This is a genomic window from Paenibacillus sp. MMO-177, assembly GCF_037147795.1.
In the GTDB taxonomy this organism is placed as follows: domain Bacteria; phylum Bacillota; class Bacilli; order Paenibacillales; family Paenibacillaceae; genus Pristimantibacillus.
Window position 1 is genome coordinate 86,790 of sequence record NZ_JBBCUR010000008.1, and the last position, 13,269, is coordinate 100,058.

At 51.7% G+C, this 13,269-nt stretch carries 9 protein-coding genes; 2 read left to right on the top strand and 7 right to left on the bottom strand.

All coding sequences use genetic code 11. The annotated features are described in order from the left end of the window. Positions 1-32 precede the first annotated feature (32 nt). The 4 genes from WFK81_RS23235 to WFK81_RS23250 all read right to left on the bottom strand — a co-directional run bounded on the left by WFK81_RS23235 (position 33) and on the right by WFK81_RS23250 (position 6,719). A complete protein-coding gene (locus WFK81_RS23235) occupies positions 33-1,589 on the bottom strand; it encodes an ABC transporter substrate-binding protein (RefSeq protein ID WP_336788876.1) in 1,557 nt (518 codons plus the stop codon). 26 nt (positions 1,590-1,615) lie between these two features. Next, positions 1,616-3,406, bottom strand: a complete 1,791-nt coding sequence (locus tag WFK81_RS23240) for a cache domain-containing sensor histidine kinase (RefSeq protein ID WP_336788878.1) — start codon at positions 3,404-3,406, stop codon at positions 1,616-1,618. Continuing rightward, positions 3,403-5,004, bottom strand: coding sequence for a response regulator transcription factor (locus WFK81_RS23245; protein WP_336788880.1), 1,602 nt, complete (start codon positions 5,002-5,004; stop codon positions 3,403-3,405). The genes WFK81_RS23240 and WFK81_RS23245 overlap by 4 nt, the downstream gene beginning before the upstream one ends. 188 nt (positions 5,005-5,192) lie before the next feature. Next, the gene (locus WFK81_RS23250; protein ID WP_336788881.1) at positions 5,193-6,719 is read right to left on the bottom strand and encodes a family 43 glycosylhydrolase; all 1,527 of its coding nucleotides are present in this window, start codon (positions 6,717-6,719) and stop codon (positions 5,193-5,195) included. 362 nt (positions 6,720-7,081) lie between these two features. On the opposite strand from WFK81_RS23250, the gene WFK81_RS23255 reads away from it, so the two are divergent. Together WFK81_RS23255 and WFK81_RS23260 are read left to right on the top strand one after the other, a co-directional pair. Next, a complete protein-coding gene (locus tag WFK81_RS23255) occupies positions 7,082-8,857 on the top strand; it encodes an ABC transporter ATP-binding protein (protein ID WP_336788883.1) in 1,776 nt (591 codons plus the stop codon). Continuing rightward, complete coding sequence (locus tag WFK81_RS23260) at positions 8,844-10,622, top strand: ABC transporter ATP-binding protein (RefSeq protein WP_336788885.1); 1,779 nt, start codon at positions 8,844-8,846, stop codon at positions 10,620-10,622. Before WFK81_RS23255 ends, WFK81_RS23260 begins: the two co-directional genes overlap by 14 nt. A gap of 48 nt (positions 10,623-10,670) precedes the next feature. Here the strand turns inward: WFK81_RS23260 and WFK81_RS23265 are convergent, their stop codons facing one another. The 3 genes from WFK81_RS23265 to WFK81_RS23275 all read right to left on the bottom strand — a co-directional run bounded on the left by WFK81_RS23265 (position 10,671) and on the right by WFK81_RS23275 (position 13,257). Continuing rightward, positions 10,671-11,102 carry a hypothetical protein gene (locus tag WFK81_RS23265; RefSeq protein ID WP_336788887.1) on the bottom strand — a complete coding sequence of 144 codons (432 nt, stop codon included), beginning with the start codon at positions 11,100-11,102 and terminating at the stop codon, positions 10,671-10,673. A gap of 73 nt (positions 11,103-11,175) precedes the next feature. After that, entirely contained in the window at positions 11,176-12,246 is a 1,071-nt protein-coding gene (locus WFK81_RS23270; RefSeq protein WP_336788889.1) for a CapA family protein, read from the bottom strand. A 153-nt stretch (positions 12,247-12,399) separates the two neighbouring features. Next, positions 12,400-13,257 (bottom strand): hypothetical protein, encoded by an 858-nt coding sequence (locus WFK81_RS23275; RefSeq protein WP_336788891.1) that lies wholly within the window; start codon positions 13,255-13,257, stop codon positions 12,400-12,402. Positions 13,258-13,269: the final 12 nt, after the last annotated feature.

The following is a 13,269-nucleotide window of genomic DNA, read 5'->3' on the forward strand; positions in this document are numbered from 1 at the left end:
TATAACGCCGGGCGGGCTTCTTCAAAATTCAATTATCGGCTGGCGATATACTCCGCCGCCTGCTTTTGCACCTCTGCCTTCACCTTTTCAATTCCGGCCTTCTTCAAGTGCTGCTTCAACGTATCGAAGGCCGCTTCCACATCACTAACCGCTCCGATATAGATCGGCTGCGCGTATTGCGTGGAGACATTTTTAAGATTGGCAATCTCCGATTTCACCTGATCGGAATTAAACAGGAACCCTACCAGAGGAGTCGGCTCCAGCAGAGGCTGAATCCGGTCCTGCAGCTCTTTATACGACTCCGTCGAATTGGCAATCGGCTTAAACAGGTTCTTGTTCACAAACCAGAAGCCGGCGGCATCGGGAGGATACGTATTGGATTCGGACGTCACGCCCGCCGGGAGGCCAATCATGCCGTCAGGCGTTATCGTGTAGTTAACCCCTTCGATTCCGTAATAAGCCAGATAGGCGTACGAAGGATCCTCCATAATCAAATCAAGCGCCTCCAGCGTTCTTTCCGGATTTTTGGAGGAGGCGGCAATCGCTACCCCATTGTTCAGCCAGCTGGATTCCGCGGCCTTCCCTGAAGGATACAGCATCGGGAAGGGGTAGACGTCAATCCCCTGCTCCTTGCAGGACATAAAGACATTCATCATATCGATCGAATTGCCGAATGCGATGCCCGATTTCCCGTTGCAGAAATTATCCTTCGAGCGAATGTTGTTCGCGTAAGGATTTTTGTTAATATACCCCTTGTCGTACCAGTCCTTCATGATAGAAGCGGCTTCCTTCTGCCAGCCCAGGATCGGCTCTTCGGCCATGCTGTACATGACGGCCTCAGGGTCCTCCATATCCGCCGTTATGCCTTGGGCAAGAGGATCGCCCGAATCAAACGGAGCCGTAAACCAGGCAAACTTCTCCAGCATCAGATAAGCAAACGGAGTTGGAAGATCGTATTGGGAATCCAGATTAAGAGGAATCATGCCCGGATAGTCGCGTTTAATCTCCGCCAGATACGGCTCTATCTCCGAGAACTTCGTAATCCGCGTCATGCCGGCCTTCTCCATCACGTCCTTGCGGAATAAAGCGACATTCACCTTGCGGTCGGGCGAGGCGGTCGGAACCATATACGGCGTCCCGTTCACATCGGCTGCGCGAAGCGCTTCCGGTGCCATCGCCGCCATATGCCGCGGCATATATTGCTCCAGCATGGATGGGCTAAGCGGATAGAAGGCCCCCTTGGTCGCCTCCGCGACATAGAAATTCCAGTCTGCCGCAAATATAAAATCAACGTCCTGGCCGCTCGCCATAACAAGCGGATACTTCGACGCGACATCATTCCATCCGATATAATTCAGCTCAATCGTTGCGTTTATATCCTTCCTCAGCTTCTCGTTAATCGCCTGAAGCACTTGCGGCAGCCCCTTTGGGGCCTCGCCAATGAGATATCCGACAAGCTTTGCTTCCTTCTCATGGCCGGAATCCGCCGAGGCTGCATCCTGCTTCTCTGTACTTTTGGAACAGGCGGTTAATCCCAGCACGATCAACATGCCTATCAGAGCCGCGCCCAGCCATAACTGTCTTCTCATTCCCCGTCTCATTGCGCTCTCCCCCGTCAATCCAGTCTTCGTTCAGGCAGCCGCAGCAAAACGCGCGTCCCCCCGCCCTCCGAGCTGTCGAACTTCAGTCCATACTGCAGGCCGTAGGACAGCTGCAGACGTTCCTCGATATTGCGGACGCCGTAGCCGCCGAGCTCGCCTTCTCCCGAAGGAGCCTGCAGAATGGCGCGCAGCTGCCCCGCATCCATTCCTACGCCGTCATCGCTTACTTCAATAAACAGATCGCCCTTGTCCGTCCAGGCGGAAATCCGGATTTCGCCTTCTTCGCTGTCCTTCTCCATAATGCCGTGCAGAATCGCGTTCTCGACAAGCGGCTGGAGCAATATTTTCGGCAACTGGCAGTCATACAGATCCCTTGGCACTTCAAACTCCAGACGGACGCTGTCTCCAAAGCGCATGTTCTGAATCCGCACATACGCCTCGATATGCTTCAGCTCGCTTTCAAGCGAGACGTATTCCTTGCCATTCGATAAGCTGAGCTTATAAAAAACGGCAAGTTCGTCGACAACCCTCTTAATGTCATTTGCGCTGGATTCGATCGCCATCGCATTAATCAGATCCAGCGTATTGTATAGGAAATGGGGATTGATCTGCGCCTGCAGGGCCTTCAGCTCCTTGTTCTTCACCTCTCGGCCAAGAGACGACTTCTCTTCGATTAAACCCGAAATATTCTGGACCATCGCGTTGAAATTATGTGTCAGCTCGCCAATCTCGTCATCGTTTGCCGGGAGAGGCGCCAGCTGGAAATGCCCATGCTTTACCTTGCGGACATGCACAATAAGCCTTCGTATCCTCTTTGTAGCCGAGGCGGCAACAAAAAAGGAGAATGGCAGCATAAACGGAACAACGATCAGGAAGATCGATATAATCCGGTTCCTCGCCTTCACGCTGGACTGCAAAATATCGGAATACGGCACGACAAGAGCGACCTTCATGTCGGTATGGGGAATCGCCTGGACTCCCAGCAGATGCCGGCTGCCGTTAATCGGATAATTATTATTATAGTAATTGTCTACCTCGTCGGAATGATGATAAAGGACGCTTACTTCCATGGCAAGCTCATCCGAATAACGAAACCGGTCGGACTTGCCTAACAGCTCGCCTTCGTCATTGAACAAAAAGGCCGCCGCGTGCGGTGTCAGAATGGCATGGTTAAGCACCGAATCCATGGCGGCCGGCTTTACGCGCGCGCGTACAATACCGTCAAACTGCTGAATATCATGCTCATTCGGAATTTTCCGCAATACCGTTAATTCCCGGCTGTCGGCATCGGAATCAACCGCTGTCGAAGGAAGCCAGGCGACAAAGGCTTTCCCCGAAGCAAATCGGGTGTACCAGGGCTCCGCTTCCGCCTTCTTCATATCGTGAAAATCGGCATTTTCCGTAGCATCCGCTAGTCCCTGCCTCATATAAATCTGAATGGAGTCAATGTCGTCATTATAGCGAAACTGATTAATAAGCCTCGACAGCTGCAGCGAAGCCATATGCCAGACGTCAATGTCCTCATACGGCTTGGGGTCCGCATTCACCGCCGTCTGCACAAGCTCGTTGAAGGCGATAAAATTAAGGACCTCCGTAATCGCTTCGGATTTGTATTCGAGATAAGCCTTCGTCTCGTCCAGCATTTTGCGCGAGGCATAGATCGCCGCTTCCTTGTTCTCCTGCTGCGTCGTGCTGATATGAATAAACAATAGGAGCAGGAACGGGATCATGATGACCAGCACGTAACTCGCGAACAGCTTATAACGGATGCTGAAGAAGAAGGGCCGCTTTGATCTTCTTCTCATCGGACGGCACGCTCCCTGAATTCGGAGGGGGTACAGCCCGCGTTCCGTTTGAAGAAGGTGGTAAAGTAATTGGCGTCGGTCATGCCGATCAGAAGCGCTACCTCGATCATTTTGACATTCTGGTCGCAGAGCAGCTCCTTTGCCTTGTTCATTCTTGTATCCGTAATGTATTCCTTGATCGTCTGACGGCCATGCTTCTTGAAATAAGCGCATAGATAAGTCTCGCTTAACTGTACATGATCGGCTATGGCGCGGATCGTAAAGCCCTTCTCATGGAAGTGGGCATGGATATAACGGAGAATCTCCCTCATCTTTCCGCTCCCCGCTGCTGTCTCTTCCTCGCTTGGCTCAGCCATTGCTTCGAGGAACGATAACACATATTGCTCCAAGTCCCCGAGACATGGAATACGGTCGATCTCCTTCCACATGTACCTCCGCTCGGTATCCTTCGATACCTCCGCCAGCCCAAGCTGGATGGCGGTTTCCATTATAGCGATAAGGAATTGGAAATATGTATCCTTTAATCGTAAAATATCGAGATCCATCTGCTTCCGGACATAAGCCGTCCATTCCCGGACGATTCGTTTGGCTTCCTCCACATGGCCTTTGCGGAGCTGATCGCGCATCAGCCGCACTTCTTCCCAGTTCGTTGCGACGGGGGCATGCGATCCAAGCACATCCGAGAAGACAGGCTTTGATCCGTTGCCGTAATATTGATAGGCGCAAGCAAGGGAAGCCAGACGGTAGGAATCGGGAATCTCCCGGTAGGAGGCTGCCGGTTGTCCGATTCCGATCCGAAGGTCGATAGCCGGACCCGCAATCTCTCGAAGCCCGGCAAAAATCTCCTCTATCTTTTCTCTGCCTTCCCGGTAGGAGCTTCCGTACTCGCCGGGCAGAATAAGCACCAGATGATGGCTCGAATCGAACCCGGCAAGCGCTTTCAATTCGTGAAAACAATCACGGCTGGAGATCGCTTCCAGTATTCTCAACTGCGTCACGCCGGGATCCTCCGGCAAATCCAGCGGACTCCAGTAAAGGCTGGAGACGGCTACCGTAAAGGAACCTTCCGCCTGAAGCAGGAACGTCTCCCGGCTTCCAAGCGCCGGAACGACATGCGGAGAATCCGGATTCGACACCAGCCTGCGGACCATCTCCTGCCGAAGATAAGGCAGGCTGTGGTCAAAGCCCTCCTGCAGAATGCGTTCTTCCTCCTTGCGCTTCCGCTCCTCCTTCCGTTGACGGATGGCCGCCTCCACGGCGTCGCGCACTTCGTTCAAATTCACGGGCTTCTCGATATACGTAAACACCTTAAGCTGAATCGCGGACTTGAGATACTCCTTATCGGAGAAGCCGCTGAGGAAAATAATCGGGCAGTCGGGATCCGTATCCCTGTACGCAGTTGCGAATTCGATTCCGCTCATCTTCGGCATCCTTATATCGCACAGAATAATATCCGGCTTTCGTTCCATCGCAAGCTCCAGCGCCTGAAGACCGTTGCGTGCCGTCTCTACCTCGTCGATTCCTACGGTGTCCCACGGAATATAGTTTTTCAACAATTCTCTTGTCCGGGTCTCGTCGTCTATAATTAATAACTTCAAGAGAATCCCTCCTGAATAGCGATGTGTATGGGCTTGCTGCGGACACGACTTTCGTCTCTTCATTATAGATGGTGCTCTACAGCCTGCATACGGGAAAAACCTACGATTACCTTTGATTATTGAAGCCGACAAAAAAAAGCAGCAAGTCCGGGAAAGCTTCCCTGACTTGCTGCCCACTGTGGTTATGATTAGTTTTTGACCAGCGACCAATCGTCTACTCTGACCCAATTGCCCGCGTTAGCTACCGAATAAAGGCCAATCTGCGCCTTGCCGTTTGTTACCTGAATATTAGGGATCGTGATTTGCGTCCAGCTGCTAATAGAGGTGTTGATAGCCGCATCCAACTCCGAGCCTCCATAGTTCTTCACGTAAATTTGCGCCGTGGATTGCCCGCCGCTGCTCTTCACCCATACCTTCAAGGTATACGTTCCATTCGGAAGACCGGTTATATTCTGGTACCGGCTTGCGCTGTAGGCCGCTGCTGCGTATTGATTGCCCGACCATCTTCCCGAATGCGCGCCGCCTTCAATATTCGAGTTAGGATCCGCGGCCGTGTTAAACCACGTACTCCAGCCCGCCAGATCGATCTGCGATACCCGGTCGGCCTCATAACTTGGATTCATGACATAGTTATTGCCGCTTCCTACGCTCCACGTTCCCGCTGCCGCATCCAGATTGAACTGGCTGAGGGAATTTAGCGTAGGAGTGGTTCCGCTGAATGAGATCGGCATCCATTGGTTATAACCGATGCCGTTGCCCGCGAAGTCGCTCCAGCGGTCGCCGCCAAAGAGAATGGTCGTCTGCGAGGTGCCCTGCACGGGAATAAACATCGAGGTCTGGGATACATGCGAGAAGTCGGCATCCGTTCCGTTCATCACAAACTCACTCGAGTAAGTACCGGTTATATTGGTTGAAGTAACGCAATAAGTATGGGAAGCGTTCCAGCCATGCAGGTCGGACGAGCATAAATAATAGACGCCGTTATACTTGAACATCGCATTCCCTTCGCGGCCGCCGGCGCTGCTGTTATACACATTGGCTGCCGGTTCCACGTTCAAGTAATCGGATGCCCGAAGCTCGGACACGTACAGATGCGATCTGCCGCTGGCGTTGCTGAACACAAGATAAGCCTTCCCGTTGTCATCGATGAAGGTAGACTGATCTCCCGACATATTATTGACGACATTCGCAATGGTGGACTGAACATGATCGAAGGCGAACGTTCCCGTCGGCGTGCTGCTGGTTGCAAACGCAATCCCGCTGCCTGCAGGTCCCGAGTATTGCGTAATCAGGACATATTTCTGCGTATTTGCGTTATACACGACGCCAAGACGACCCAGCCAATCGGCGTCCCAGGTGGAACCGTCCGTTGCCCCCGTAATGACATTGCCCCTGAAAGTCCAGTTCACGAGGTCCGTAGACGAGTAACAGGTGACAGCTGCAAAGCTGGTATCGCTGTTCTTGGACGTCGGATTATTATAGTAGGTTACCGCTCCGTTATATTTGACCCCATACCAGTAATACGTGCTGCCAACCTTTAAAATATTGCCGCCTTGCGAGTAGATGGGATTGCCCGAGGTGTCCTTCCAGAATACGTCGTTGTTAATTGTCTGGCTTGCCGCATGCGCTGTCTGCGGCAGAGCAAACGCCAGTACCAGCGCGGCGAACAGAACCAGGCTTTGCATGGCTGACAGCCACTTTAACTGCATCCTCATTTCCAGCATCCTCTCTTTACGGTAATGGTCCTTAATCCTCCTTCTTATTCCTCCTTCCCGCATTTGTCGTTGTTCATTTTATAGCGCTTACAATGGAAAAAACAGCCGAAGAAGTTACGATAATCTTGATTAACTTACGATCAAGACCGCGTTATTGCTTGGCCGATAGAAGAGATGTTTTTATGGCTTGGCATACTCCAATATTCGGACATACTTTCTTCAAGTTTAAGACAGTCCTTGGGCCATTTATTTTTATTCAGCTAAACTTATAAAAACCCGTTGGATAATGGATTATTTGTGATATAATCTCCATAGTTTTTTACCAATAAAGCATTTAGACTAAAACAGAAATCGGTGATCACATGTTTCAATTCAAGTGGCTTTGGCACAATCTGACGGGTGATCGGGCAAGGTACATTATCGCCCTATGCCTGTCGGTCATTGGCTCATCGCTCACGATTATTAACCCGTACATCGGTCAACGCATTGTCGACACCTTCATTGCAAGCGACAATGCCGTACAAAATCTGACCGATGAACGCTCCCTGCTGATCGGCTTATGCTTTGGCATGATCGGCTTCACCCTGCTGCGCACGGGGCTCGCATACTTCACGACCCTGCTCTACGAACGCGCATCGCAGAACATGCTGTTCCGCGTAAGGATTTACTTGTACAACAAAATTCAAGGTCAAGACATGCAATACTATGACCGCAACCGAACCGGGGATCTGATGACCAAGATGACGGGCGATCTCGAGATGGTGCGCCACTCGCTCGCGTGGATCATCAAGACGATTATCGAATCTCTTACGATCTTCCTTGCGGCGGTTGTCTACTTCTTCTTTATTGACGTCTCGCTTACGTTATGGCTGCTTATTCTATCGCCGCCAATCCTAATCGTCGCTTTTATCTTCGCCAGACGCGTACGCCCGATGTATGTGGATCTCCGGGAGCGCCTGTCGCAGCTGAATACAACAACCCAGGAAAATATCGCGGGCAACCGGGTCGTCAAGGCCTTTGCGCGCGAGGAGTTCGAGGTTCAGAAGTTTACCGAGAAGAACGTCAATTATTCAACGGCCAACAAGAAGGCCGCGTTGGTATGGCTTGATTATTTTCCTTATCTGGAGACCTTGTCCCAAGCCTTTAACGTCATTCTTATGATTGCGGGCGGTCTGCTCGTGATGAACGGCAGAATCACCTTTGGCGAATTTTCCGCGTTCTCGGCGCTCATCTGGGGTCTATCCAACCCCATGCGCAACATCGGCATCATTATTAATGATATTCAGCGGTTTTTCGCCAGCCTTAGCAAAATTATCGATGTGTACTACGCCCAGCCTCAAATCGTCAATGAGCACAATCCGGTTGTGAAGCATCGCTATAAGGGCAGCATCGAGTTCGACAATGTCAGCTTCAAATACGACAGCGCTACGGTACTCGAAAATATCAGCTTTAAAATCGAACCGGGTGAAACCGTTGCCATCATGGGCGCCACAGGCTCCGGCAAAACAACGCTGATCAATCTGATCCCGCGTTTCTATGATGCCACGAAGGGCCGCGTTCTCGTGGACGGCAAGGACGTCCGCAAGCTTGAGCTTGATGAGCTTCGCGGCAATATCGGGGTAGCGACGCAGGACGTCCTGCTCTTCTCCGACACGATTGACGGCAATATCGCTTACGGCAATCCGGATATGCCGGAGGAGGAAGTTATGAAGTTTGCGAAGCTTGCCGCTGCCCATGACTTTATCCGCAAAATGCCGGAAGGCTATGATACCGTCGTAGGCGAGCGCGGAGTTGGTCTGTCGGGCGGTCAGAAGCAGCGTATTGCTTTGGCGCGCGCGATGGCCGTGCAGCCTCCGATTCTCATTCTGGACGATACCACCTCGGCGGTCGACAACGAGACGGAAGAGCATATTCAGCGGAGTTTGAAGGAGCTGGAATTCTCCTGCACCAAAATTATTATCGCGCAGCGCGTGTCGACAACGGCGCAAGCCGACCGGATCCTCATTCTGGAGAACGGCCGCGTTATTGAAGAAGGCACTCACGCCGAGCTTCTCGCAAGGCGCGGGTATTATTACGGGGTATTTATGCTGCAGAACGAAGGCATCGAGAGAGAGGTGACAGCTCATGGCAAGGAATAAATTCGACATCGACGAGAATCTGGAGTCGCCCTTTAATATCAAGCACTTCAAACGCGCTCTCGTCTATATCAAGCGCCAGAAGAAACCGATGATTATCGCTTTCGTGCTGAGCGCCCTGTCAGCGGGTATCGCGCTCTCCGCGCCTCTGATCATGCAGCATGTGGTTGACGTAACGATTCCCGCCAAGGATAAAAGCGGGCTTGTCTGGCTGTCGTTGTTAATGCTCGGAACGATTGTGGTCAGCGTTATTCTGGCGACGATCCGTTCCCGAATTATGACCCGCGTCGGGCAGGATATTATCTTCGATATCCGCTCCGATCTGTTCAAGCATTTGCAGGAGCTGCCGTTCCAATATTACGACGACCGCCCGCAAGGCAAAATTCTGATCCGCGTCGTCAATTACGTCAACTCGGTATCCGATGTGTTGTCCAACGGCATCATCAACTTGATTCTGGAGATTCTCAACCTGATCTTTATCGCGGCGTTTATGTTCGCGGTTGACGCCAGATTGTCCCTTCTTATCCTGGGCGGTCTGCCGATCTTCATCGGCATCATGCTGCTTATCAAGACAAAACAGCGCCGCGCATGGCAGGCGGTTTCGAATAAGAGCTCCAATATGAACGCTTATCTGCAGGAGAGCATCAGCGGCATTCGCGTTACGCAAATCTTTACCCGGGAAAAACATAACGAAGGCACCTTCACCCGCTTGTCGGTAAACTACCGCAACGTGTGGATGAGAGCCATGTATTTCAACTTCCTTGTGCCGTTTTCGGTAGATAACTTGACGACGCTCGTTACGACGTCCATTTATTTCGTAGGTCTCTTGGCACTTAGCCCGGCAGAGGTTACCTTCGGGGTTATTCTGGCGATGAGCAGCTACGCGGCGCGCTTCTGGCAGCCGATACTTAACATTTCCAACTTGTATAACAGCTTTATCAACGCCGTTGCTTATCTGGAACGGATCTTCGAGACGCTGGACGAACCGGTAACGGTCAGCGATGTGCCTAACGCGCGCGAGCTGCCGGCTATCAAAGGGCGGGTCACGTTCGACGATGTAACCTTTGCTTACGATCCTGGCGTCAACGTCCTTCAGAACCTGAAGTTTGACGTGAAGGCCGGCGAGAGCATCGCGCTTGTAGGTCCGACCGGCGCAGGCAAAACAACCGTCGTCAATCTGATCTCGCGCTTTTACAATGTCACCCAGGGCCGAATTCTGATCGACGGGAACGACATTGCGGACGTGACGCTCAAGTCGCTGCGCAGCCAGATGGGCATTATGCTTCAGGACAGCTTTATCTTCTCCGGCACGATTATGGATAATATCCGCTACGGCAAGCTGGACGCGACGGAAGAAGAAATTATCGCCGCAGCCAAAACCGTATGCGCGGACGATTTCATCCGCGAGTTCGAGCATGGCTATATGACCGAGGTAAACGAACGCGGTTCGAAGCTATCCCAAGGCCAGCGCCAGCTGATCTCGTTCGCCCGCACGCTGCTCGCGAATCCGCGCATCCTTATTCTCGACGAAGCTACTTCGTCTATTGATGCCCAGACCGAGCGCTTGCTGCAGAAGGGTCTGAATGAATTGCTCAAGGGACGGACTTCGTTTATTATCGCGCACCGTCTGTCCACGGTTAAGAACTGCGACCGGATTATGTACGTAGCCGACAAAGGCATCGCCGAAGCCGGCTCGCATGACGAGCTGATGGCCCAGCGCGGCCGGTACTACAAGCTGTACACGGCTCAGAAGATGGAAGCTATGTAACAACGCAAAGCAAGGCCCCCGATCGGAATGGATCGGGGGCCTTTTCTATTAGCGCGATAACTTGATAACAAGCTTTTTCGCCGATTCGGTTTCGGTTTCGATTGTGATTTTGTAACGTTCCTTTATTGCCTCAAACTCGATGCTGCCAGTCTCCTTGGAAGTTACGGTTTTCTCCCAGACCGTCTCGTCATCATGGCTGACCTTGAGGATAAACGCCCCCTCTTCCGAAGACGCCTCATACGGGATGCTTATCGGCCCCGCTTCCGCGACGGAGAAATCGTCTACCTTGTAAGTCCCCTTCAGCGAGCCGATCTTCGAACTCAGCTTGCCGTTGATCTCCGTTTTGACGGTTGAGACGGCTAAATTGGTTCCATCGGCATATTTGGACGCGACATTAATGACAACAACCGTCATAATGAACAAGGCTAAAAAGATCCAAAATCTGAATTTGGATTTTGATTTGGACTTACCGATTCTCAAAAACATAACCTCCTGGCATTATTGTCCGTCGGACAATAATTCGCCAGGGGGCTTGTAATCCCTCTTCTTGCCGTTATTTTGCCGTTACCATTCCATCCTCGTTAACCTTCACGTTGAATGAAATCTTGTTCAGCTTCGAATACGTCGTTTCGTTATACGCTTGCTCCCTCAGAATCGGTCTAGTATTTTCGATTTTGACCGGCGTGATTTTACTGCTTACCTTATCTCCATCGAACGTCAGGGTAACAATCATGGAATCGTACGCTTTGTTCGAGCGCTGCGTTGGGGTAAAGACAAAGTTGCCGAGGGAATAGAAGACCGGTTTGCCCTTGTACGTCTCAATCCCTTGCAGGCAATGGCTGTGGCTGCCGATTACGGCATCTACCCCCGCGTCGATAAAAGCTTTCGCATACGTTCTCGCATAATCCTCCGGGTAATCCTGGTATTCGTTATTCCAGTGAATATAGATAACCGTTATGTCCGAATATTTAACGGCGTTCTTAACGTAACGCATCATCGCGTCAAAATCGTAACCCGAGGCGATACCCGCCTTGTTATCCCCCGCATACCAGCTTGGACCCGAGAGCACCCGGCTGATGCCAACGATCGCTACCCTCTTCCCGTTAACCGTCTTGGAGTAGGCGGTGAACGCCTCATCGATATTCCTTCCGGCCCCGGTGTGGCCAATCTTGTATCCGTCTAAATAATCCAGCGTATCGGTCAGCGCGTTCACGCCGTAGTCGAGTGTGTGGTTGTTCGCAACGGAAACTCCGTCTATTCCGGAGTTAACGATCGCTTGCAGCGTTTTGGGCGCGGAACGGAAGGTGTACGTCTTGGTCGCCTTTTGCCCGCGTGTCGAGATCGGAGTCTCCAGATTGGCGAAGCTGATGTCGGAGCCGGATAATAAGCCGCGTACCTTCTCAAACGGGTAATTCACGCCATACTTATCCATATTCGCCGCAACCTTCCCGTCCAGCAAAATATCCCCCGCAAAGCTGATCTCAATCGGCTTGTCCTCTTTGGCAGCCGGCTTTGCCGAAGCAGATGAAGAGGCAGAAGAGGCTATTGCCGTCACGTTGCCCGCCGCCTCCAGATTAAAACCAAGAAAAAGAAGCAAAGCAGCCAAGTATTTAAGCACTGTCATTCGCATCGTACCCTCCATCGAATCTATGTATCTTCCAGACAAGACTACTAATATGTATGCCGGGAGGAAGAAATAGATTACTAGAGAACGATCATAAAAAAATAAACGGCAGCGCAAGGGCGTTAACCCTGCACTGCCGCCTTAATGAATGAATTACGAGGCATTCTTTACCGTAAACGTCCCTTTTACGTTAGAGCCCTGAACCGTGAAGCCGTAAACGCCCGGGAGTGCCTTCTTGAGCATGAATATATTATCGCCTTTATGCAAAGGCGCTTCGAGCTTCAAATCCTCGGAAACAAACGTCATGCCTCCCGAAGCCAGCGATGAAACATGGAACACCAGCTTGATCATCACATCCGGTTGAAAATTCATATTGCGAGGATTAAAGCCCGCACCGTTTACTTCCACCGTCGCGATCTGAATGCCGCTATCGGCATCGTATACGGCATCCGCCGTTGAAGTCTGGCCGATCTTGGCCGCGCTGGAATGATCCGCATGCGACAGCAACACGGAGAAGAACAAAGCAACGGCTGCCGCATACATGGCTGATGCCGGAATACCGGATGCGCGATTTGATTTAACCGCTGCTTTTCCCTTCGGCTTAGCCGGATCATCCGCCTTGCGGTAGTAACGCTCCGCGGCTTTCTGCATAAGAAACGCGAGCACAACAAATGTAATATCCGTGCCAATCATCACGGCATCCGATACATAAAAGCGCGAACCCGCAAACAGGCCTATTCCCACGCCAAGCCAGCCCGTAATCGCGGCGTTGGCTGCTGTTACTCCGCCGTATTTTTTTATATAAGCCATGCCTAGTACCGTTGCAATTACTCCGGCAATAACAGCGGAAATCCACAGCTTATAATCCATCGTTTCAATAAGCAGGAAGCCAAGCGCGGTTGAAGCGAGGAATACAAGAGCTGCCGCGACTGTCCGGTTTGCCATTCCCGCGATCATCAGGTATACCGTTGCGCCTAACACGAGCAATAAACTTCCAATATGCAATCCCATAGAAGGAGCCTC

Bases quoted from the DNA above. Each gene is read 5' to 3' on its own strand.
- WFK81_RS23255 (WP_336788883.1), top strand. From the start codon at position 7,082: ATGTTTCAATTCAAGTGGCTTTGGCACAATCTGACGGGTGATCGGGCA.
- WFK81_RS23250 (WP_336788881.1), bottom strand. From the start codon at position 6,719: ATGAGGATGCAGTTAAAGTGGCTGTCAGCCATGCAAAGCCTGGTTCTG.
- WFK81_RS23270 (WP_336788889.1), bottom strand. From the start codon at position 12,246: ATGACAGTGCTTAAATACTTGGCTGCTTTGCTTCTTTTTCTTGGTTTT.
- WFK81_RS23260 (WP_336788885.1), top strand. From the start codon at position 8,844: ATGGCAAGGAATAAATTCGACATCGACGAGAATCTGGAGTCGCCCTTT.
- WFK81_RS23235 (WP_336788876.1), bottom strand. From the start codon at position 1,589: ATGAGAAGACAGTTATGGCTGGGCGCGGCTCTGATAGGCATGTTGATC.
- WFK81_RS23275 (WP_336788891.1), bottom strand. From the start codon at position 13,257: ATGGGATTGCATATTGGAAGTTTATTGCTCGTGTTAGGCGCAACGGTA.
- WFK81_RS23240 (WP_336788878.1), bottom strand. From the start codon at position 3,406: ATGAGAAGAAGATCAAAGCGGCCCTTCTTCTTCAGCATCCGTTATAAG.